Source organism: Paenarthrobacter sp. TA1.8 (assembly GCF_048595705.1).
Taxonomy (GTDB): Bacteria; Actinomycetota; Actinomycetes; order Actinomycetales; family Micrococcaceae; genus Arthrobacter; species Arthrobacter nitroguajacolicus.
On sequence record NZ_CP184287.1, the window covers coordinates 608,988 to 628,997 of the forward strand.

A 20,010-nucleotide genomic window follows, 5' to 3' on the forward strand; every position below is an offset into this window, starting at 1 on the left:
GAAGAACCATGTCTGACACCAAGCGAAACCAGTCACTGGCCACCAAGAAGCTCATCCGCAACATCGCCCTTCTGCTGGTCGGCATCCTGGCCGCCTATGCGGTAACCACCCTGCTGCTCTGATGGAGACCCTCATGATGACCGCCACAGCTCCGCACCCGCAGTCCACCACTCCGGCCGCACGCCACGCAGCCGGCCTGGCGACCACTGTCCTTGCAGGCCACGGCCGAGAAGCAGTGGCAGACATCGCCCCGGCCGCTTTCGCAGGCCGCAACGGCACGTGGAACATGAGGCTGCGGAGCGGGGAAAAGGTCTTCGTCAAGCACATCTCAGCGCAGGCTTCCGGCCCGATGTCTTTCGGCCGGTCGGTTGCCTTCGCCGCATTTGCCGAGCAGTCCCCGGAATGTGCGCCGGCAACGCCTCAGCTCATCGGCAGCGACGCTAAGAATGGCCTCCTGGTTTTTGAACACTGCCCCGGAACCAGCCTGGCGCAGTTGCTGGTGGAGGAGTCCATGCCGGACACCTTTCCGGAGGAAGCGGGCGCATTGCTCGCCCGGCTCCACGCTGGCCCTACCTTTGGGTTGGAGCGCTCGGCACCTCCAAGCCCACCCGTGGAAATGCTCGCGGTTGGCGTTCCGCACACTCGCTACCTGGAGTTCACAGTGGCGGAGATGGCCCTCTGGGCAGAACTGCAGAATGACCCGGAGCTGGTTGCCGCTGCGGACCGGCTGAGGGCATCGGAACGGAAGCACCAAGAACGCCCCATCCACGGCGACTTGCGCCTTGATCAGTTCCATCTCCACAACGGGAGCCTGTGTGTCCTTGACTGGGAGGAGTTTGGCCTCGGCGATCCTGCCCGGGACCTTGGAATGCTTGCAGGTGAGTGGATCTACAGGGCGGTCCTGGACACTGTGACTACCCGCGGAGGGGCCTCCGCACCCCCAGCCAGGTTCGACGACGAAAGCGCGTCGGCACGCATCGCCGAACGGATGGCTGCCATTGTTCCGTCAATCCGCCGGATGTGGACCTCCTATGCCGATCATGCCAATTACGAAGATCCGGATCTGCCGGTTCGCGCTACTGCCCACTTGGGATGGCATCTCGTGGACAGAACCATCACCAGGGCTCCCATGGTGTCCCGGCTCCCCGGCATCGAACGGGCAGCCGCGGGCGTTGGGCGGGAGGCACTGCTTTCGCCCGGCCACTACGTCAGCGCCCTCGGTTTCGAAAGGACACCTCGATGACCGTCACACTCAACGCTCCAACACCGACTTCATTCGGACAGGTGTTGGCGTCCCTGGAAGACAGGGTTTCCGTTGACGCCCATCGGCTCACCGCCGGAATAGGCTCCACCACACTTCGTGCCACCAGCCTCACCGAGTTGCGGTCGCAGGTGGCCGGGGCGATCTACACACACCTCCATGTCGGGCACCCGGGCATCGAGACCGTGCCAGGAACCGGCCACCAGAACCTTGCTGCGGCACTTATTGATGCCATTCCGCACCGCACCGTTATCCAGTCGGCGTCGGCGCTGGCAGCGTCGGCGAGGACAGCGCCGGTCCAGTCGGCGTCGGCGAGGACGCAGGCAGGGACGTCCGTCCAAGGCGTTCCGCACCAGGTGGTGGAGCTCTCCGGAGTGAAGGTCCTCTTCCCCGAAGAGGCCCTGGTACGCAACCCTCTGGACGAAATCGTCGGGGTACGTGTTCCCAGTTGGCGAAGCCGCGCCACCCCCGGATTCCTTCTTGCGCTCGGGGCCCACGGTTCGGTGAACCATGCGGACGCTTCAAGGCTGTACATATCCTGCGTGACGGCATCTGAGGCGCTTGAAGTGTGGCCGAAAGTTCTTGGAGCCCTTGCCGCCAGCGGCCTTAGCCACCAGGTAAAGACCCTCTCGTCATCCCTCGCCTTCCCACGCAGTGACGCGATGGTCATTTACGTGTCAGCCATCGATTCAGACGCCGCGACTTCCCTTGTTCGCACTGCCCTTACATCCTTGTCCGCGCACGACACGCCTGTCTCGGTTTTTACCCATCACGTGGGAGACCGCCTGGCACTTGCCATGGAACCAAGGGATCCTCGTCCGGCGTACCGGGGCCTCAGCTTCGGTCAGCACCGCTCAAGGGTACTGGCGGACGCACTTCTCCGTGCATCCGTGGAAAAAACCGACCTCGAACCCGCTTGGTTTGAAGAAGCGCAAACGGCCTGCATCAACCCTCACCAGCCTGGATACAACACGGGCCAGTGACGACTCCGGGCAGTGGACTACCGCCGCCCGGGCACCCAAAGACCTCCCATGAGGAACCCAGAAAAGAAAACCCTTCCCACTCAGATGGGAAGCAAACCAAACAGGAGACACCATGTCCAACGCAATCGTTAACTTCCACCAGGCCGACCTGACCGATCTTGCACGCGCCCACAGCACCTTCGCGGCTGCTGACGAGCTCGGCGGCGACGCTGCCACCGAAGCTCCCGCAACCTCGCCGCTGTGCATCGGCATCATCGTTGGCGCCACACTCGGTGCCGGCTGCTAACCCTCCCAAGGGCGGCATCCCAACCAAACGGCATTACAACCACAAGCAACATTCATTAGCACCCCGGACGCACCCACCACGTGGTGCCATCAAAAGGAGACACCATCATGACGAACACCATCACTGACATCTCGCAGGCCGACCTCACCGACTTGGCCCGGGCGCACAGCACCTTTACGGCTGCTGACGAGCTCGGCGGCGACGCAGCCACCGACGCGCCGGCCACCTCGCCGTTCTGTGCAGGGGTGATCATCGGCGCAACCCTGACCATGGGCTGCTAGGCAGGCCTGAACACGGGGAAGGCGCCAGCGAGGTGGTGGAAACATCATCACGCTGGCGCCTCCTGACCCTTTTCTGTCCGACCCACCCTCCTGAATGCTGAGACCTGCCATGACCACCACTGACAGCAGTCCCCGTCCGATATGGGCGGACCTCACCCTCGAAGCCTTCGGATACTCCAAGGTTGCCCTGATTCTCACAGGCTCGGCAGTCACCCAAGTAATGCCCTTCTGGATTGAATGGGCTGTTTCCGCAGCACCGGAAACAGAGTTCAAGGTGATCATGCGGGACTCCGCGCAGCGATTTATTACCCGTCACAGCATTGAGTCCCGGCTGAAGTCCCGTGTACAGGCCGATAGCTGGGGCGAAGAGCTCATTGCTGCGCACATCGATCTGGCAGAGTGGGCAGACCTCATCCTGGTCTATCCGGCAACCCTGGACTATTCATCCCGCTTGGCTCATGGCATCGCTGATTCGCCGTCGTTGCTGGCAGCAATGACTACGGAGGCCCAGGTCTGCATCGCTCCGGCCTTGCCGCCGCGAGCCTTGGCGAACCCGATTGTCGCCGAGACCCTCAGGAAACTGCGTAAGCCGGAGAATTTCCTGGTCATTGACCCCGTCCCTGGCCCCAGCGAGTCCAGCGACGTCGCCATGGCCTGGGTGCCGCCGTCGTTCCCTGCCGTGATGCGCCGGCTGGAAGAAGAACGGCTCCTGCGTGCGGGGATGACCAAAGACGCGGCTACGGTATGAGCGCCGCGGTGGATTCCCGGCAGAAGGCCGTCATCCGCTCGACCCGGACGGACCTGCTGTCCACGGGTGTCTACGAGGTCGGAGGGGCCTATGAATGGGTGCATAGCCTCGGAGTCGGAGCGCCGATTCCCTTCTCTTCCCTGCCGGTCAGCATCGATTCTGTCCCCGGTACTGACCTCCTGGTAGTAGGTGTCGGGGGTGATCGCCACCGTTCTTACTCGACACCGGCCGGGTCCACGGTCTTCGACCTCATCACGGCAGGAGAGCCCGCAAACCTCAAGGCAGCAGGGCGGCTATGGGGAACTGCTTTGAGCTGTCTCCATGAAAATGCGTCCCTCATCGGCGACTTTCCTGAAAGCACGCCACGAACCGTCCAACGCGCGGAGCCCTGGCTGGGAGGGACATGGGCGCCGGCGCGCGAAGTCCTGGGCGAAATCGGCCTGTTGGAGATCCGTTGTTGGATCAAGTCCATGCTTTCCAGCCCTGACCAAGTGGTGGTTCACGGATATCCCGGGATGGCCCACTGGGTGGTGACCCCGGATGGCGCCGCCGGCTCGCTTCTCACCGGTGAGGACCTCGGGCTTGCCCACCCCGGCTATGACATCGCCTGGGTGCTCGGAGAGATGGCGGAACTGCATGCCTTCCACCCTGCTCTCCGGCCGGCCCTCGACGAAATGCGCAACGGTTTCCTGGAAACATGCGGGGCAGCTCCCGGACCGTCCGGGATTGGCCCGGCACTGGCCTTCAGGATCGCCCAGCATGCCTACGACTGGCACCACTACGCCGGCGCAGGCGAAGCTCAGGCGAAGGCACTGCTGCGCCTCGCCGGCTCGTACTTGGACACCACCATGGAGGTGCGATGACTACCCCTTCCGTTCTCGGCACACTGGACGGCCGGGCTGTGTACGGCATGCGATCGGACACCGGGACAAGGCTGATCGCCATCCACGATCCATCCGCCCGCATCATTTCCATGAGCCTCGGGGTGCCGGCGGGAATGCGCCATGAAATGCCGGGAGAGGAAGGCATGCTGCACCTCCTCGAACACATGGTCTACCAGGACAGCGAAAACGTCACGGCATCCGAACGGCAGGTTTCCGTTCACAAGGCCGGGGGAGTCCTCGGCGGTAACACGCATATGGACTATTCCGAGTTCTACGAAACCGGTCCCAGTGGACACCTCGAACAGATCTCCCATCGCCTGGTTGAGCAGGTGTTCCGTCCCGCGCTGACTCAACACCAGATAACTGAACAAATAGGTGCCGTTGCGACAGAACGGGCTCAACGTCTGGCTCAAGCTCCGGGGAGAGTCCTGCCTTGGCCGCACCTGACTGCACGCTATTGGGCGGACCACCCCAACGGTCACGACGGCACTGGCGATAGTGACCTCGCAGCCCGGGTTACCCGTGAAAAGCTACGAGCTCTTCATCGCCGCCTGTACCGTCCCTCGGAAGCGGTTTTGACGGCGGTGACATCGGAGGATCCCTTGGAAGCGCTCCGGTTGCTGGCCGCGCCGTTCTCGGGAATTTCAGACGAGGCGCCCTTGGTTCCCGTGCTCCAAAACTCCGTCCGCAGGGGTGGGTCGACGTCCACGATCTACTCCAGCGAGGTCGAATCCACACGCGTACTCTCCGCTACAGCGGCAGCGATTGGGGATTCGGCAGGCCCGGACCTCCTCGGCGACCTTGTGGCAGCTGAGCTGCTCTCCCAGCAGGATGGTCTTGACGCCAGCGTTGGCTTGTTCGGGCCAGGGGACCTGACCCGGGACGACCTGTTTGTCTTGGTCGATGACACCGGACAGGCCATTGATCCTCCCGAGAGATTCCGGGCGTTGGCTATTGCGGATGATGCAGCCATCATGCTTGCGGCCCGCCGCACAGTACTCCGGATCGAAAGGTTCACCCACGATGACCAACGGCTCGCGCGGACCGTCACACGTGACGTGCTCCTGAGGGGGACCCCGACGTTCGCCGCTGAACTGGCGGAGTCCATCGCGGAAATATCCGACGACGCCGCGCGGCTAAGGCCCATAGTCACCGCCGCGGCACGGCGTCTCGCCGATCAGGACTCCGTGACATTGACCGTCCAGCCCTCCGAGGAGATTCTCCAATGATCACCACTCGCCGATACTTTGGCCAGGTTGACCGGCGTTCCCGCTTCACCACCGTGTCGATGGGCTGGCGGACTGCTTCCGACGGCGTCCCGCGCCTGCGTGATGCCGTTACCCGGGCCGGGGAACAGGGCGGGCCAGCCAAGCAGCCGGTTGCCGTGACGTGGACGCCCGGTGACGGCGCCATGGTCATGACGGCGACACTGCCGGAGGGTGCTGCACGGAGCTGGATTGAAGATGTCGTGAACACCGAGCAGTTGGGAATATTTGGTGACCCCGTGCTCGCTGTTGTGGGTACTGCCAGCGTCCTGGAAGATCTTGAAGGCCGCCTGTGGGAACGCAAGGGAGCAGTGTCTCCCTCTCCCCAGCAAGCGTTCCGGAGCACCATGAAGCAGACCACGGCACAGGGATTCGAGCAGACATTCATCATCGGTCAGGACCCGGCCGCGAACGTCGGGTTCGCCGCAACTTTCCTGGCCATTTGCCTGATCGCCGGAGGACCGGGAACCCTGCTGCCCGACGCCATTCAAAAGTCCGGGTACCAAGCAATCCTTCAAGCCAGCCGCGGGCTGCAGGACTCCATACCGACGGTGACGTGGCAAGTCATAGCGTCCCGGCCCAACGGTTCGGCTGTTCTGGAAACGGCGCTATCAACAGTGGCTGGATTCAGTGTTGCGGAGCACTTGGAAGCTGTGGAGCGGGCCAAGGAATTTGCCCGCACAAATCTAAATCGCGCGTGGCAGTCCCCGCTTGAATTGGCCCGTTCCCTTGCCCATTACGAGGTGATGGGATGGGGTGGCGAGCTCGTCCGCAGTCCGGATGCCGCCGTCGACCATGTGGCCCCAGCTGCCATTGAGCAGGCCGTCGAAGGCTTGGTTCGGCCCATCAAGGAGATTTTGGGACGCAGCTAGGGCGTCCAGACCCTTAGGAGTCCAGCCCTGTCCGCGAACCGGGGCTAAGGTCCACGAGCCCTCCTTCGACGGCGGCTACAAGGATCTGCACCCGATCCCTCACTCCGAGTTTCTCCATCACGTTCACGAACCGCGCCTTGATGGTGGACTCTGTCACGAAGAGCTCTGCAGCCATCTCCCGGTTGCTCATTCCACGTCCCAGCAACTGGATCACCTCCAGCTCCTTCTTGGTCAATGCGTCCACGAGCTTCGGGTCCGGAACGACTTCGGCCGGGACGGACTCCGCCAGCCCTGTCACAACATGCCGTGTCACTTTGGAGGATAGTACGGACTCACCGGCCATCACAGTGTGGATGGCGGCAGTGATCTCCTTGGGCAGCGTGTCCTTGACCAGGTAACCTGACGCTCCAGCACGCAATAGGTCTACCACGTAGCGATCCGTCGAGAAGGTGCTCAACCCCAGGATGGCGATTTCCGGGAAGTCTGCATGGATTTGGGCCGTTGCAGCCACACCGTCCATCACCGGCATCTGCATATCCATCAGGATCACATCCGGGCGAAGCGAAGCTGCCTGGACCACCGCCACGCGCCCATCCGACGCCTCACCTACGACCTCGATGGACGGGTCCGACGAGAGGTAATCACGCAGGATCTCCCGCGCCAACAGCTCATCATCCACCAACAACACTCGCGTCATACTGATCCCCCAATGTCAGTCACGGAGCCAATCCTCCCATAAATGCGATCACGAATTGGCGGACGCCAAGCCTTCCAGCGGGATGGACACCGCGGTGGTCCAGCGCCCGTCCCTGAGGCCGACGTCCATGAATCCTCCGAACACTTCACAGCGGGCACTCATAGCCTCAAGCCCGGTCCGGGAAGACATGATCGGCTCCGCGGTGGAGACCGTGTTCTCTGATGCCAGTTGCACGCGATCGGCCCCTACAGACAAGCGCAGATCCACTATCCCGGACGGGTCGGCGTGTTTGAGCACGTTCGTCCCCATTTCCCGTACCGTCCGGCGAAGCGCCTGGCGCAGGCTGGCCGGAATCCGGGCTACTTCGCCCTCGACGACGAGGCTCACCTGGAAGCCTGCCCGATCCAATGCTTCGACCACTCCGTCGAGGTCATGGACCAAGCCCACGGCGGTGGTGGTTTCACCGGACATCGCTGGAGCATCCAGGAAATCAGTGTCCTGCCCTTCGCGTTCCGGTATCTGCGAACCGCTTCCCGGCTCGTCCCTTTCTTCTTCCTTGAGGAGGGTCACAAGGCTGCGCAGATCCTGCAGGGTCTGCTGCGCTGCGTTTCCAATGCCCTCCAGGATTTGGGATGTCTTTGCCTGGTCGTTCACGAACTCAGCGCGTCGCGCTTGCATGGCAATGATGGTCACGTCGTGGGCCACGATGTCGTGAAGCTCATGGGCCAGACGGGTCCTTTCCTCACTGCGGACTTGCGCCTGTTGCTCCTGCAAATCACGGATGTGGTGTGTGCTTTGTTCGTAGCGATGCCGGTAGACGTTGACGCTGCGCCATGCTGCGGCCGCAAGGAAGACCACCAGGGCCAGCAGCACTGCCGGTTGGTCGGCCATCTCAGGCGTTGATATGTACAGTCCCAGCAAGACGCTGGGCACGAACAACGAAAAATTGATGGCCAGCTTCCACGGAAGAAGGAAGGAACAGAAAGCCACCACCACCATGGTGGGGAAGATCATCGCCACCAGGAGGGAAGCGTCTCCGCCCAGGATCGTGATGACCGCCAGGGAGAGGCACCAGGCAACAGCCGCTTGCATGGCACCGAGCAGGAGCGCGAGAAGCGGCAGGTACGGGACTACCAGCTCCAGCCATCCCTGAAACGACGAAAGATCGTGTTGTTGCCAGCGAATCCCCAACGCCAAAAAAAGCAAGGTTGCCAGAACGATGGCCGAGCGAAGAGCCCACCCTCCGGGCAGGGGTTTGACGTCCGCGAGCCAGTTCGTCCTACTCATTCACCCAAGTATTACAGAGCCAGCGATTCAACCTCGACGGCGGTGAGGCCCGCCTCGCGCAGAAAGCTCCGCACGTCCCCGAACTCCTGCGCGAACCCGGCCAGGAAATGCCGCATCGCAGCTTCGGGGCTCTGCAGGATCATGAGGTCGGGGCTGAAATACTCCGCCGGTGTTGAGGGAACGCTCAGGCGCCAGGTTTCTGCCATGACTTCCAGTACGTCCGGCAGGTTGGCTGTGGTGGCCGCATAATCCGCCACCACCTGGTCCTCGGTCCCTCCTGCTGCCAGGAGTCCGACTGCCGACACCACACCTGTTCGGTCCTTGCCCAGCGAACAGTGAACAAGCGTGCGCTTGCCGCGGGCGACCGGTCGCAGGGCGTCACCCACCCATTCGGGCCGCAGCCGGATCCAGCCCAGATACAGATCCCCGAGGTCTTCGGCCGTTTCCACGGCCTGGAGCGACCCTGCGATGGCGTTCGGGTCCAACGGGTTATGGATGAGTTCGACGGCGGGCGGGACGACGGCGGCAGGCCCGCCACCGCCGTCGTTGTCGTCCTGAACCAGCCACGGAACCAACGAACGCTCAAGCTCGCTCCGCAGGTCCACAATTGCCTGGATGCCGTGCTCCGCCAGGAAACCCGACGTTGCAGCGGCATCCAAACCGAACGGCTGGCTTCCTCTGAGTATCCGGCCGCCGGCCAAAGGACGCAGATTGAGCACAGCCATGGTTTTTCCCTTAGATCTGGCTCTTGAGGTCGGCCACCGAATTCAGGATCTGGTTGGGCCGGAACGGGAATGACACGATTTCTTCGCGCTGCGTGATGCCGCTAAGTACCAGGACCGTGTGCAGGCCCGCTTCCATGCCGGCCACGATGTCCGTGTCCATGCGGTCGCCGATCATTGCCGTGGTCTCGGAATGGGCGTCGATCTGGTTCATGGCGGAGCGGAACATCATGGGGTTTGGCTTGCCCACAATGTACGGCTCGCGGCCCGTGGCTTTGGTGATCATGGCCGCGATGGCACCGGTCGCGGGCATGGGGCCGTCCTTGGAGGGACCGGTGGCGTCCGGGTTGGTGGCGATGAAGCGGGCGCCCGCCAGGATGTGGCGTACGGCCATGGTGATTGCTTCGAAAGAATAAGTACGCGTCTCGCCGAGCACCACGAAGTCGGGGTCGGTGTCCGTGAGGATGAACCCGGCCTCGTGCAGCGCCGTTGTGAGTCCGGCTTCGCCGATGGTGTAGGCGCGGTTGCCCGAATCAGAGGACTGGACCTGGTCCTTGAGGAACTGGGCGGTGGCCAGCGCGGACGTCCAGATGTTCTCTTCGGGGACTTCCAGGCCGGACGCGCGCAGGCGGGCAGCGAGGTCGCGGGGAGTGAAGATGGAGTTATTTGTCAGGACCAGGAAGCGCTTGGACGTGTCCACCCAGCGCTGGATCAGCTCAGCCGCACCGGGGATCGCCTGGTTTTCGTGAACCAGTACGCCGTCCATGTCCGTGAGCCAGCATTCGATTTCGTGGCCGTTCCGGTAAACCGATGTGGATGTGGTTTCTTCTGCCATATTTGCCTCCGGCTGGGATTGTTCATGCACTGCCACCCAGTCTTTCATTATTCGGGCGGGGGGACATCCTGTTTCGCCTACTGGCGTAGCACTATAAACTCAGTGTATAGATGGACGAGTGAACAACTCACTCACCCTTCTGGGTCTCCTGAATCTTGAGGCCAGCTATGGCTACGACCTCAAGCACTCGTATGACCGCTACTTCGGCGCCGGCAAGGCGTTGGCGTTCGGGCAGGTGTACTCGACGCTGGCCCGAATGGTCCGCGACGAATTGATCCGCGCCTTGGGGGAGGAAACCGGCGGTGGCCCGGACCGCAAGAAATACGAGATCACTGTTGCCGGTAAGGCCAAGGTTCGCGAGTGGCTGTTCACCCCCGACGTTCCCTCAGAGTCCCTGCAAAGCAACCTCTTCGCCAAGACAGTCATCGCTTTGCTCCTCGACGACGACGCTGAGCGTCTTCTCGATGTACAGCGCAGCGAACACATGGCCCGCATGCGTGAACTGACCCGGATGAAGAGAGACGCCGGGCTGCTGCACGTCCTCATGTGCGATCACGGGCTGTTCCACATCGAAGCTGACCTCCGCTGGATCGACCTCACCAGCGCACGCCTCACCCAACTCAAGAAGGAGCTGCAGAGCGCATGATCACCAACCACGCTGCAACACCCATCATCAGCGCCCGCGGCCTGCACCACTCCTTCGGCCGGACTGAGGCACTGAGGGGTGTCGATCTCGATGTCCTGGCAGGCGAGGTGCTCGCCGTCATGGGGCCATCAGGCTCAGGAAAATCCACTCTGTTGCACTGCCTGGCCGGAGTCATTAAGCCCGACGGCGGTTCGGTAACCTACCACCCGGGCGGACGAACTCCTGTGGCAATCAGTGCCCTGCCGGAACCGAAAAGGGCGCGGCTGCGGCTGACTGATTTCGGGTTCGTTTTTCAGTTCGGCCAGCTGCTACCGGAGCTCTCAGCAGTGGACAACGTGAGCATTCCGCTCCTGTTGCACGGGGCCAGGCGTCCCGAGGCACTCCGCAAATCTGCGGATCTCCTGGAACGGCTGGGCTTGGACGGTCTCGGTTCCAAGTTGCCCGGGGAGCTCTCAGGCGGCCAGGCCCAACGCGTCGCGGTCGCCCGGGCATTGGTTACCTCGCCTGCCGTGTTGTTCGCAGATGAGCCCACGGGTGCGCTCGATTCCCTCGCATCGGAGAACGTCCTGACACTGATGCTCGATCTCGTCCGTGACTCCGGGACAACGGTGGTGATGATCACCCATGATGCCCGAACCGCCGCGTATGCCGATCGGGAAGTCATCGTCCGGGATGGCGCCATGGGTGCCGGATACCGGGTATCCGCGTGAATGCGGGACTGTTTCGCCTCGCAGTAATCGGCAGTCGCTCCGCCTATGGCCGGCTTGCCGGAATTGCTGGAGGTGTCGCCGTCGGGGTTTGTCTGTTGCTGTTGCTGTGGGGTGGTGCCAACGGGCTGCAAGGGCGCGACGACCGTGGCGCCTGGCTACGGGAACAGGGGATGCCCGCTTTTTCGGACGCGCCTGATGGCTCAGGGCTCGCCAAACCCATTCCGTTGACGCCGGAAACAGCGCTCATGAAAACACGAGGCACGGAAATCTTCCGCGACCAGCTCATTGAACGCCGTGACTTTGCCGCCCTACCCTCGGCCACCGTGAAAATTCCCGGAGTTGGCACCCCTCCGGAGCCTGGTAGCTACTTCGCTTCGCCGGAGCTACAGCGCTTGATCGAGTCAACTCCCGGAGATCAACTGGGGAATCGTTTCGGCGAGTTTGCCGGCACGATTAGTGACTCTGCCCTGCCGGGTCCGGACTCGTTGGTGGTCATCACCGGCGCAAAGGAAGCCGAACTCCGCGGCAGCGGAACCGCTTCCCTCGTCTCGAATTTCACCAGCAACCCCTATGGAGGCAGCGCGGCCGGCTACACCACGGTGCTGATCATCGGCGCTATTGCGGTGTTCTTCCCGGTTCTGCTGTTGATCAGCATTGTCACGGGATTGGGTGCTGCGCAGCGACGGGAACGATTTGCTACCTTGCGGCTCATTGGTGCGTCTCCACGCACGGTCTCGCACATTGCCGCCGTCGAAATTGCCATCCCCAGCCTGATCGGCGCCATGGCAGGCGTGCTGGCAGCAGCGTTGCTGAGCCCCGCTACCGCGCAGATACCGGTCAACGGGACGCGAATGTTCGTCGAGGACCTTCGGACCGGATGGTTCGGGGCAGTCACGGTGGTGGCCGTAGTGGTGGCAGCCTCCGCGCTGGTGGCCGCAGTCCGGACAGCCCGGGCCGACGTCGGGCCACTGGGCGTGAGCAGGGTGGTCCACGAGAAGAGACCAACAGCATGGCGCACCGCGCCGTTGTTGTTAGGGCTCGCCTGCATGGCTGCGGCAGTGGTCCTCATTCGCATCCTGGAATTTCGGCTGCCATGGCTTGAGTCTCCCTTGCTGGTGGGTGGCTTCCTGATGGTTCTCGCAGGCATCGTGGCGATCGGCCCTTGGCTGACCCGGATGGTGAGCCGCGCTGGAGCCCGTCACGCCAGGAGCGCCGCGACGGTCATTGCCGCCAGCCGCATCCAAAGGACCCCGGTTGCGACCTTCCGCTCCGTCTCGGGATTGGTCATCGCGGTGTTCGTGGTCTCCGTCTTCGCTGGAGCATCAAGCGTCATCCAGTCCACCGATGCGCCGGCGGCCCGGCCCGGACTTCTTCAGCCCACCAGCCTGCACGCTGCAATTGGTCCGGGACAGAGCCCGGCGGCCGTTCTCGGAGCCGCCACGGCTGCCAAAGAACTGGCGGGCATTCGGAGTGCCATCGTTGGCTATGGCCCCGCTGCGCTGTCCGAAAGGGGTTCCGGTTCCGAGCTGTTCTTCAGTGCCGCGGATGCCCCGGGCTTGGGATTTACGGACATTCCCGCATCAGAGACTGTTGCCGTGGATGGAGAGTTTTTGTACTTCTGGACAGCGCAGCCACTGGAACTGACGCCGGTGCCGAGTGGAACCATGGAGGGGCTGGTGCCGGTAGTCATGGTGCTCGGCACCGACGGTACGCCCGAAGCCATGGATCGCGCCCGGACCGCCTTGGACAGCTCGGGCATCACTGCCACCCCAGCCGCCTCCACTTCGGATTTCCAGCTCCAATCATCCCGCCGCCTCATCCACGGATTGTCAGTGCTGGCATATCTCGGCATGTTCGTGGCTGTCGCCATTGCCGGGCTTTCACTCGCGGTCGGGACGGCTTCGGCCATCCTGGACCGGCAAAGAGTCCTGGGCTTAATGCGGCTCATGGGCATGCCCCCCTTCGTCCTGCGCCGGATCATCACCCGGGAAGCAGCCGTCCCGCTCCTCAGCGTGCTGGTGCTCTCCATAGGGTTGGGATTCCTCACGGCCTGGCTCATGGTTACCGCAATCGACGACAGCTATCAGGTGGACTGGCCGGAACCCGGATACTTTACTGCCCTGGGCTTGAGCCTCGTACTGGCCTGCTGTGCCGTAGCGGCAACCTTCGGCCTTGTCCGGGGAAGTACGGCCATGACCGTCACGCGGTTTGAATAAGGCAGCAAAACCCCACCTGTTCGACGACGTGACTTGCGTTGCGCACGTCTTGCTCGATTACGCTTGTTGCGGCGCTGGGCTTGTTGGCGCTGGCGTGCCACCACCGTGGGTCGGGGGATCGACATGGTGAATTTTTATGTGCCGCCGCATTGTTAGCAGGTCCCCTCGTTCCGGATCGTCCACCAGGTGTCCCCAGAGACATCCCGGTGTCCACCGCATGTGAAAGGGCCTGTCATGAGCAACAACAACGGAGTGCCGCAGCCTCCCTACAACCCGGACGGTGTTCCGCAGCCGCGATACGACACTGGCAAGGACCAGTACAGCCAGTACCAGCCGGGGCAGACTCAGCCGATTTATCAGCCGGAGGCCCAGACTCAGGCTTTCCCGAACCAGCCGGTGCATCCCGATGGCGAGTACGCCGAAACCGTCCACCGCCACCCCCAGGCGCAGCCCGGTCAACCGGGATACCCGGGACAGCCGGGCTACCCGGGACAGCCGGGCGGACCCGGAGGCCCCGGCCAGAACCCGGGCGACCACAACAAGAAGTCCCTGTTCCTCATCCTGGGTGGTGTGGCCGTCGTCGTGATTATTGCGCTGGTGGTGACCTTCACATGGCTGATTCCATCGATGACCAAGCCGACAGCCGTTGATACTCCGCTGCCATCGGTGACGTCCTCCGAAGAAGCGTCAGAGGCCGCAGCCGAGCCGTCTGCTGAACCTTCCGGCGAGGCGTCGGCTTCCTCTGAGATCCCCGCTGACGCCATCCCCCTGCCCGCCGGGTGGGACGAGTTGGCCGGACCCAGCAATGTACCGGCTGATGGCGATCCGCTGTTCAGCAAGTGGGTCACGGGTGAATCTTCCTTCCAATACCTGGCCGAGTGGACCCACGACGAGTCGTTTGGCATCACCAAGGACCCCACCACCGGTGTAGAGATCCAGAAGAAGGCCCAGGGAACTCTGGAGGCGGACGGTGACGGAATTGCGCTCGCCTACGCTTTCTTCGCAGAGTCTGAGGAAGGCAAGTTCGGCAAGGATCCGGCAGAGATCAAGAAGGCCATCAAGGACATCGAAACCCGCTACAAGGGGATGACCGCTACCGAACTGCCCCAGAACCTGGTGGGCCACAAGTGCACAGCCGACTTCAAGACCACCATGCCGGAAATCCGTGAGTTCCGCAGAGGTGCGGCTGTGGTCATCGGATTCACGTGCACCAACGCCCGCGGCGAAGAGATTCAGGCCGTGAACCTGTTCTCCGTGACGCCGTGGGGAACCCCGCAGATGCTCGGCGTCAGTGGCCACAAAACGTACTGGGATGCGAATCCCGGGCTCTTCGAGCAATTGGGTAACTCATACCGCATCAACAAGTGGAAGATGGGCTGACGGCGCTCAGCTCAGCGCTCAGGCAGGCAACGGGGCAGGGCTAAAGTTGAGGGGTGACTGACCTTCCCCCCAATAACGCCCTGCCCGCGCCTGCCGAAACCACACCGGAAGGTGAGGCGGAAGCGAAACCTGAGGTCGGCGTCGGACCTTGGGAGGGCGAGTGGCCGGTGGGCGAGCACTGGGACCCGGACCTGTTGAGGGATGGTGACCGCCGCAATGTGGTGGACCAGTATCGCTATTGGAAGCACGAGGCGATCGTGGCCGACCTTGATTCCAAGCGGCACGACTTCCACATCGCGATTGAGAACTGGCAGCACGACCTCAACATTGGGACCGTAGTGCGGACGGCCAACGCCTTTCTCGCCAAAGAGGTACACATCATTGGTCGACGGCGGTGGAATCGTCGCGGGGCCATGGTCACCGACCGCTACCAGCATGTCCGCCACCACCCCACCGTTGAGGACTTCGTCCAGTGGGCTGAGAAGGAGGGGCTGGCAGTGATCGGCATCGATATCTTCCCGGACTCCGTGCCGCTGGAGACCTACGACCTCCCCAAGAATTGCGTGCTGGTGTTCGGCCAGGAGGGCCCCGGCCTGACGCCGGAGGTGCACGATGCCGCCGTCGCAACGCTTTCCATTGAGCAGTTCGGCTCCACCCGGTCCATGAATGCAGCCTCCGCGGCGGCCATCGCCATGCACGCCTGGGTCCGCCGGCACGTGTTCCAGCAGCCCGTCTCTTAGCCCCCCGCCGAGTTGGCCCCGCCCCGCCGAGTTGGCACTTAACCCCCATGTTTTCGGAAAACATGGGGGTTAAGTGCCATCTCGCGGCAAGAAATATTCGCTGAATCCCTAGGCCCGGATGTTACTCATAAGTAACATCTGGCGTGAACCGTGCTCAACGATGAGCACGGCTACTACTGGAGGTTCAATGAAGCATCCTTCTCTACGACTGTCTTCCGCTTTCATCCTTGCTTTCCTGCTCGCGGCGGGCAGCGGTGGGGCTGCCACTGCGGCCCCGGAGCCCGCCGACTTTTACGCCGCCCCGACCGCGCTTCCGCCCGCCAACGGCGACGTGATCCGGACTGAGCCGTCGGTCTTCTACGTCGATCCCCTTAAGACCATCAGGGCGCAGGCCGCGGTGCAGCGGGTCATGTACCGATCCGTGAACAGTGCCGGTGTTCCCGTCGCAGTGACCGGCACCGTCCTGGTTCCGTCCACGCCCTGGATAGGAGCGGGCGCTCGTCCGCTGGTGGGGTATGCCGTGGGAACCCAAGGGCAGGGCGATCAGTGCGCGCCCTCCCGGGCCATGGCTGCGGGCGAGGAGTACGAGGGCGTCTTCATCGCCGGTTTGCTGGCGCGGGGATACTCCGTTGCGGTGACGGATTATGAAGGGCTGGGCACGGCGGGCAGCCACACATATATGGCTCGCGCATCGCAGGCACACGCAGTGCTCGACGTCGTCCGTGCGGCCCAGCGACTAGGTAACCCTCAGCTTGTGGCCGGCGGACCAGTGGCCCTTGCTGGATACTCCCAGGGCGGTGGCGCGTCGGCAGCTGCCGTCGAACTTGCGGCGCAGTACGCGCCGGAGCTGAACCTCAAGGGCGCCTATGCCGGTGCGGTCCCCGCGGATCTTCCCTCAGTGGGACGCAACCTCGACGGCGGGCTGTACACCGGCTTTCTTCTCTATGCGGTGACCGGCATGAGCGCTGCCGGGAGGCTGGACCTTGGCCCATATCTTAGTGTTGCCGGCCAAGCGAAAATCGCCGCGACGGACGAGGAATGCACTGTGCAGTCCATTGCCTCCACCGGCTTTCTGGACACTACTAAGCTCACGGTGTCTGGGGAGAAGCTGAGTTCACTGTTGGACCTGCCGCAGGTCAAGCCGGTGATCGCGGAACAGAAAATCGGCAACGGGCGTGCCCCCGTGGTTCCGGTGCTGCTCTCCCACAGCGTCCTGGACGATGTCATTCCTTACGATCAGGGCCGCCAGTTGGCCAAGCGATGGTGCGCGGCGGGTTCGTCTGTGTACTTCGATACCACTGCCGGGGCTACCCACGTTGGAGGGTATGCGGCGGCGATCCCGCAGGCCTTCGTGTTCCTGGAGCGTCGCTTTGCGGACAGGAGCCCGGCGAGCAACTGCTGGCTGTACGGGTAACTCACCTCCCGCCGAACTGGCAGATAACCCCCATGTCCGGGCCCAACATGGGGGTTATCTGCCAACTCGCGGGGCGGGCGGCGGTAGCACCTGTGGATAACCCCGCGTGGAGTCTGGTGGGCAAGCCAGAATGAGGAATGCGCAGGACAAACCTTCCGGACCATCTGACCACGGGCTCGTTTTCCTTGCGCGCATCGGATAAGGCCGGTGTGACCCGCAAGCGCACTGCTGCCAGGGATTTGGTGACAGTTTCCCGCGGTGTGAGGGTGCCGGTCCTGTCCGGTGCCATGGGGGCGGCAGCCCTTCGCGCCTACACGGATCTGGATGATGCGTCCGTGCTTGTCATGCTCAGTGCTGCCCGGCTGTGGAATGTCCCGCTGCCCGGCTATGTCAGTGGCGATTGGCGGATTCACCTGGCCCGGCGGCGGGGATTCAGTTTTCCCCGGCGGGTCAACGTGGCCGGACACCTCCTAACCTTCCTGCCGGAGGAGACCGCTGAGCACGACGGCGTCAAGCTCACCTCGCCCGCGCGGACGTGGCTGGACTTGGCTTCCGTGCTGAAGCTGGAGGACCTGGTCGCGGGCGGTGATTCCCTGGTGTGCTCGCACGGGGCCGAGTTCCCTGTGCCCAAGGACGCGCTGTGCAGCATCGAGGAGTTACGGGAGATCGTGAGGCGCCACCCTGGGATGCGCGGAGTGCGCACGGCACGGGCAGCATTGGAACTTATCCGGGTCGGCGCCGACTCGGCTCCGGAAACTCACATGCGGTTGGCTTTGATCGACGCGAACCTGCCGGAACCTGAACTGAACCACGTGGTCCGCAATCACCTCGGCCTGCCAGTCCTGTGGCCGGACGCCGCGTACCTCGAGTGGAAAGTCTCGCTTCAGTACGACGGCCAACACCATGGCGGCGCCGAACAACACCTCAGGGACATCGAACGCCAGGAACGCTCCCTGGCCTATGGCTGGCTTGAAGTCCGGATCTCCAAGCACGACCTCGAAGGTGAGAGACCCGCCGTCGTTCATAAAGTCCGCCGGGCGCTCCAAAGCCGCGGATGGAAGTAGCGCCGAGGTGGCACTTAAACCCAATGCTCGGCCGCAACATGGGGGTTAAATGCCAACTCGGCGGAAGTGTTAAGAACCACCAGTGACCCGAAACACGGCCTCCCGGCGGATATCGCTAGGATGGGTGCAAGCCGTAAGCGGTCTACTCCAGGGTTACCAACCCACAGACGAATTCAGCATAGGAGTCACCATGCCCATTGCAACCCCAGAGATTTACTCCGAGATGATCGACCGCGCAAAGGCTGGCGGATTCGCTTTCCCCGCGGTCAACGTGACGTCGTCGCAGACTCTGAACGCTGCGATCCGCGGTTTCGCCGAGGCCGAATCCGACGGCATCATCCAGGTTTCCACCGGTGGCGCAGCCTACTGGTCCGGCGCGTCGGTTAAGGACATGGTTGCCGGTTCCCTCGGCTTCGCCGCGTTCGCCCGCGAAGTAGCCAAGAACTACAACGTCAACATCGCCCTCCACACGGACCACTGCCCGCAGGACAAGCTGGCGGACTTCGTCCTCCCGCTGCTGGCCGCTTCCGAGGAAGCCGTGAAGGCCGGCAATGACCCGATCTTCAACTCGCACATGTGGGACGGCTCGCACGAAGCCCTCTCCGAGAACCTGCGCATCGGCCGCGAGCTGCTGGAACGCGCCGCAGCTGCCAAGATCATCCTCGAAGTTGAAATCGGCACTGTCGGTGGCGAAGAAGACGGCGTTGAGAACGAAATCAACGAGAAGCTCTACACCACCACCGAAGACGCCCTCGCCACCATCGAGGCGCTCGGAGCCGGCGAAAACGGCCGCTACCTCACCGCGCTGACCTTCGGCAACGTGCACGGCGTGTACAAGCCGGGCAACGTGAAGCTCCGCCCGGAACTGCTCAAGCAGATCCAGTCCGAGGTTGGCGCCAAGATCGGCAAGGAAAACCCGTTTGACCTGGTGTTCCACGGCGGTTCGGGCTCCACGGAGCAGGAAATCGCTGACGCCGTTTCCTACGGCGTCATCAAGATGAACATCGACACCGACACCCAGTACGCCTTCACTCGCCCGGTAGCCGGCCACATGCTTGCCAACTACGACGGCGTCCTGAAGATCGACGGCGAAATGGGCAACAAGAAGACCTACGACCCCCGCGTCTGGGGCGCTGCCGCCGAAGCCGGCATGGCCGCGCGCATCGTCGAAGCCGCCCAGCAGCTCGGATCGGTTGGCAAGACCTTCTAATGTCCGACGAATTCCGGAAGAACCTGATGGGGCCGGAGCCCACGCTCCTGCCCGCCGAAACCGAGATCTACCAGCACCTGGCACTCGGCAACGAAGCGCTGGACCTGGTGGCGAAGAACCCCACGTCGTCTCTTCTGTGGGCCATCCTCGCGGAGGAAGCCTGGGCGGAGGGCCGGACCATTGAGTCCTACGCCTACGCCCGTGTCGGCTACCACCGAGGCCTGGATTCCCTGCGCCGCAACGGTTGGCGCGGCGTCGGACCCATCCCGTGGGAGCACGAGCCCAACCAGGGCTTCCTTCGGGCGCTCTACGCTTTGGGTCGCGCCGCTTCTGCAATCGGCGAGGCTGAAGAGCCGGAGCGGATCGAGAAGTTCCTGAACGACTCGGACCCCAAGGCCAAGGCAGCGCTCGAAACCCGTTAGGTACTCAAGCAAACGACGACGGCGACCCTCACCGAAAGGCGAGGGTCGCCGTCGTCGTTAACCCAAGTAAGTAGCAGCAGAGCGCGT

The 20,010-nt window shown here is 63.1% G+C and carries 21 protein-coding genes; 17 read left to right on the plus strand and 4 right to left on the minus strand.

Annotated features, from left to right (window positions below; genetic code table 11):
* The first annotated feature begins 133 nt into the window (after positions 1–133).
* The 8 genes from lxmK to ACNAOT_RS03120 all read left to right on the plus strand — a co-directional run bounded on the left by lxmK (position 134) and on the right by ACNAOT_RS03120 (position 6,580).
* Positions 134–1,243, plus strand: a complete 1,110-nt coding sequence (gene lxmK, locus ACNAOT_RS03085) for a class V lanthionine synthetase subunit LxmK (RefSeq protein WP_243836659.1) — start codon at positions 134–136, stop codon at positions 1,241–1,243.
* The gene (locus ACNAOT_RS03090; RefSeq protein WP_420179984.1) at positions 1,240–2,244 is read left to right on the plus strand and encodes a T3SS effector HopA1 family protein; all 1,005 of its coding nucleotides are present in this window, start codon (positions 1,240–1,242) and stop codon (positions 2,242–2,244) included. The genes lxmK and ACNAOT_RS03090 overlap by 4 nt, the downstream gene beginning before the upstream one ends.
* Before the next feature lie 112 nt (positions 2,245–2,356).
* A complete protein-coding gene (locus tag ACNAOT_RS03095; RefSeq protein WP_166660211.1) occupies positions 2,357–2,530 on the plus strand; it encodes a hypothetical protein in 174 nt (57 codons plus the stop codon).
* A gap of 107 nt (positions 2,531–2,637) precedes the next feature.
* A complete protein-coding gene (locus tag ACNAOT_RS03100) occupies positions 2,638–2,811 on the plus strand; it encodes a hypothetical protein (RefSeq protein WP_420179985.1) in 174 nt (57 codons plus the stop codon).
* A gap of 109 nt (positions 2,812–2,920) precedes the next feature.
* Entirely contained in the window at positions 2,921–3,559 is a 639-nt protein-coding gene (locus ACNAOT_RS03105; RefSeq protein ID WP_420179986.1) for a flavoprotein, read from the plus strand.
* Complete coding sequence (locus ACNAOT_RS03110; protein WP_420179987.1) at positions 3,556–4,422, plus strand: hypothetical protein; 867 nt, start codon at positions 3,556–3,558, stop codon at positions 4,420–4,422. Before ACNAOT_RS03105 ends, ACNAOT_RS03110 begins: the two co-directional genes overlap by 4 nt.
* Positions 4,419–5,672 carry a M16 family metallopeptidase gene (locus ACNAOT_RS03115; RefSeq protein ID WP_420179988.1) on the plus strand — a complete coding sequence of 418 codons (1,254 nt, stop codon included), beginning with the start codon at positions 4,419–4,421 and terminating at the stop codon, positions 5,670–5,672. The genes ACNAOT_RS03110 and ACNAOT_RS03115 overlap by 4 nt, the downstream gene beginning before the upstream one ends.
* Positions 5,669–6,580, plus strand: coding sequence for a hypothetical protein (locus ACNAOT_RS03120; RefSeq protein ID WP_420179989.1), 912 nt, complete (start codon positions 5,669–5,671; stop codon positions 6,578–6,580). Before ACNAOT_RS03115 ends, ACNAOT_RS03120 begins: the two co-directional genes overlap by 4 nt.
* A gap of 13 nt (positions 6,581–6,593) precedes the next feature.
* Here the strand turns inward: ACNAOT_RS03120 and ACNAOT_RS03125 are convergent, their stop codons facing one another.
* From ACNAOT_RS03125 to ACNAOT_RS03140, 4 genes are read right to left on the minus strand one after another with little or no spacing between them, the layout of a single operon-like run.
* Positions 6,594–7,277 (minus strand): response regulator, encoded by a 684-nt coding sequence (locus ACNAOT_RS03125; RefSeq protein ID WP_420179990.1) that lies wholly within the window; start codon positions 7,275–7,277, stop codon positions 6,594–6,596.
* A gap of 48 nt (positions 7,278–7,325) precedes the next feature.
* On the minus strand, positions 7,326–8,564 hold the full coding sequence (locus ACNAOT_RS03130; RefSeq protein ID WP_420179991.1) for a sensor histidine kinase: 1,239 nt from the start codon (positions 8,562–8,564) through the stop codon (positions 7,326–7,328).
* Positions 8,565–8,575: 11 nt separating this feature from the next.
* A complete protein-coding gene (locus ACNAOT_RS03135) occupies positions 8,576–9,289 on the minus strand; it encodes a tyrosine-protein phosphatase (RefSeq protein ID WP_420179992.1) in 714 nt (237 codons plus the stop codon).
* A gap of 10 nt (positions 9,290–9,299) precedes the next feature.
* Positions 9,300–10,121, minus strand: a complete 822-nt coding sequence (locus tag ACNAOT_RS03140) for an HAD-IIA family hydrolase (RefSeq protein WP_035761154.1) — start codon at positions 10,119–10,121, stop codon at positions 9,300–9,302.
* Between the two features lie 118 nt (positions 10,122–10,239).
* On the opposite strand from ACNAOT_RS03140, the gene ACNAOT_RS03145 reads away from it, so the two are divergent.
* The 9 genes from ACNAOT_RS03145 to ACNAOT_RS03185 all read left to right on the plus strand — a co-directional run bounded on the left by ACNAOT_RS03145 (position 10,240) and on the right by ACNAOT_RS03185 (position 19,923).
* The gene (locus ACNAOT_RS03145) at positions 10,240–10,767 is read left to right on the plus strand and encodes a PadR family transcriptional regulator (protein ID WP_178996665.1); all 528 of its coding nucleotides are present in this window, start codon (positions 10,240–10,242) and stop codon (positions 10,765–10,767) included.
* Complete coding sequence (locus tag ACNAOT_RS03150) at positions 10,764–11,477, plus strand: ABC transporter ATP-binding protein (RefSeq protein WP_179017902.1); 714 nt, start codon at positions 10,764–10,766, stop codon at positions 11,475–11,477. Before ACNAOT_RS03145 ends, ACNAOT_RS03150 begins: the two co-directional genes overlap by 4 nt.
* Positions 11,474–13,693, plus strand: a complete 2,220-nt coding sequence (locus ACNAOT_RS03155; RefSeq protein WP_420179993.1) for an FtsX-like permease family protein — start codon at positions 11,474–11,476, stop codon at positions 13,691–13,693. The genes ACNAOT_RS03150 and ACNAOT_RS03155 overlap by 4 nt, the downstream gene beginning before the upstream one ends.
* A 234-nt stretch (positions 13,694–13,927) precedes the next feature.
* Complete coding sequence (locus ACNAOT_RS03160; protein WP_420179994.1) at positions 13,928–15,073, plus strand: hypothetical protein; 1,146 nt, start codon at positions 13,928–13,930, stop codon at positions 15,071–15,073.
* 53 nt (positions 15,074–15,126) lie between these two features.
* Positions 15,127–15,813 (plus strand): TrmH family RNA methyltransferase, encoded by a 687-nt coding sequence (locus ACNAOT_RS03165; protein WP_420179995.1) that lies wholly within the window; start codon positions 15,127–15,129, stop codon positions 15,811–15,813.
* A 187-nt stretch (positions 15,814–16,000) separates the two neighbouring features.
* Positions 16,001–17,227 (plus strand): lipase family protein, encoded by a 1,227-nt coding sequence (locus tag ACNAOT_RS03170; RefSeq protein WP_420179996.1) that lies wholly within the window; start codon positions 16,001–16,003, stop codon positions 17,225–17,227.
* A gap of 137 nt (positions 17,228–17,364) precedes the next feature.
* Positions 17,365–18,291 (plus strand): endonuclease domain-containing protein, encoded by a 927-nt coding sequence (locus ACNAOT_RS03175; RefSeq protein ID WP_420179997.1) that lies wholly within the window; start codon positions 17,365–17,367, stop codon positions 18,289–18,291.
* Between the two features lie 190 nt (positions 18,292–18,481).
* Positions 18,482–19,501: a class II fructose-bisphosphate aldolase gene (fbaA, locus tag ACNAOT_RS03180; RefSeq protein WP_420179998.1), complete on the plus strand. Its 1,020-nt coding sequence runs from the start codon at positions 18,482–18,484 to the stop codon at positions 19,499–19,501.
* Positions 19,501–19,923, plus strand: a complete 423-nt coding sequence (locus tag ACNAOT_RS03185) for a DUF3151 domain-containing protein (RefSeq protein WP_420179999.1) — start codon at positions 19,501–19,503, stop codon at positions 19,921–19,923. Before fbaA ends, ACNAOT_RS03185 begins: the two co-directional genes overlap by 1 nt.
* Positions 19,924–20,010: the final 87 nt, after the last annotated feature.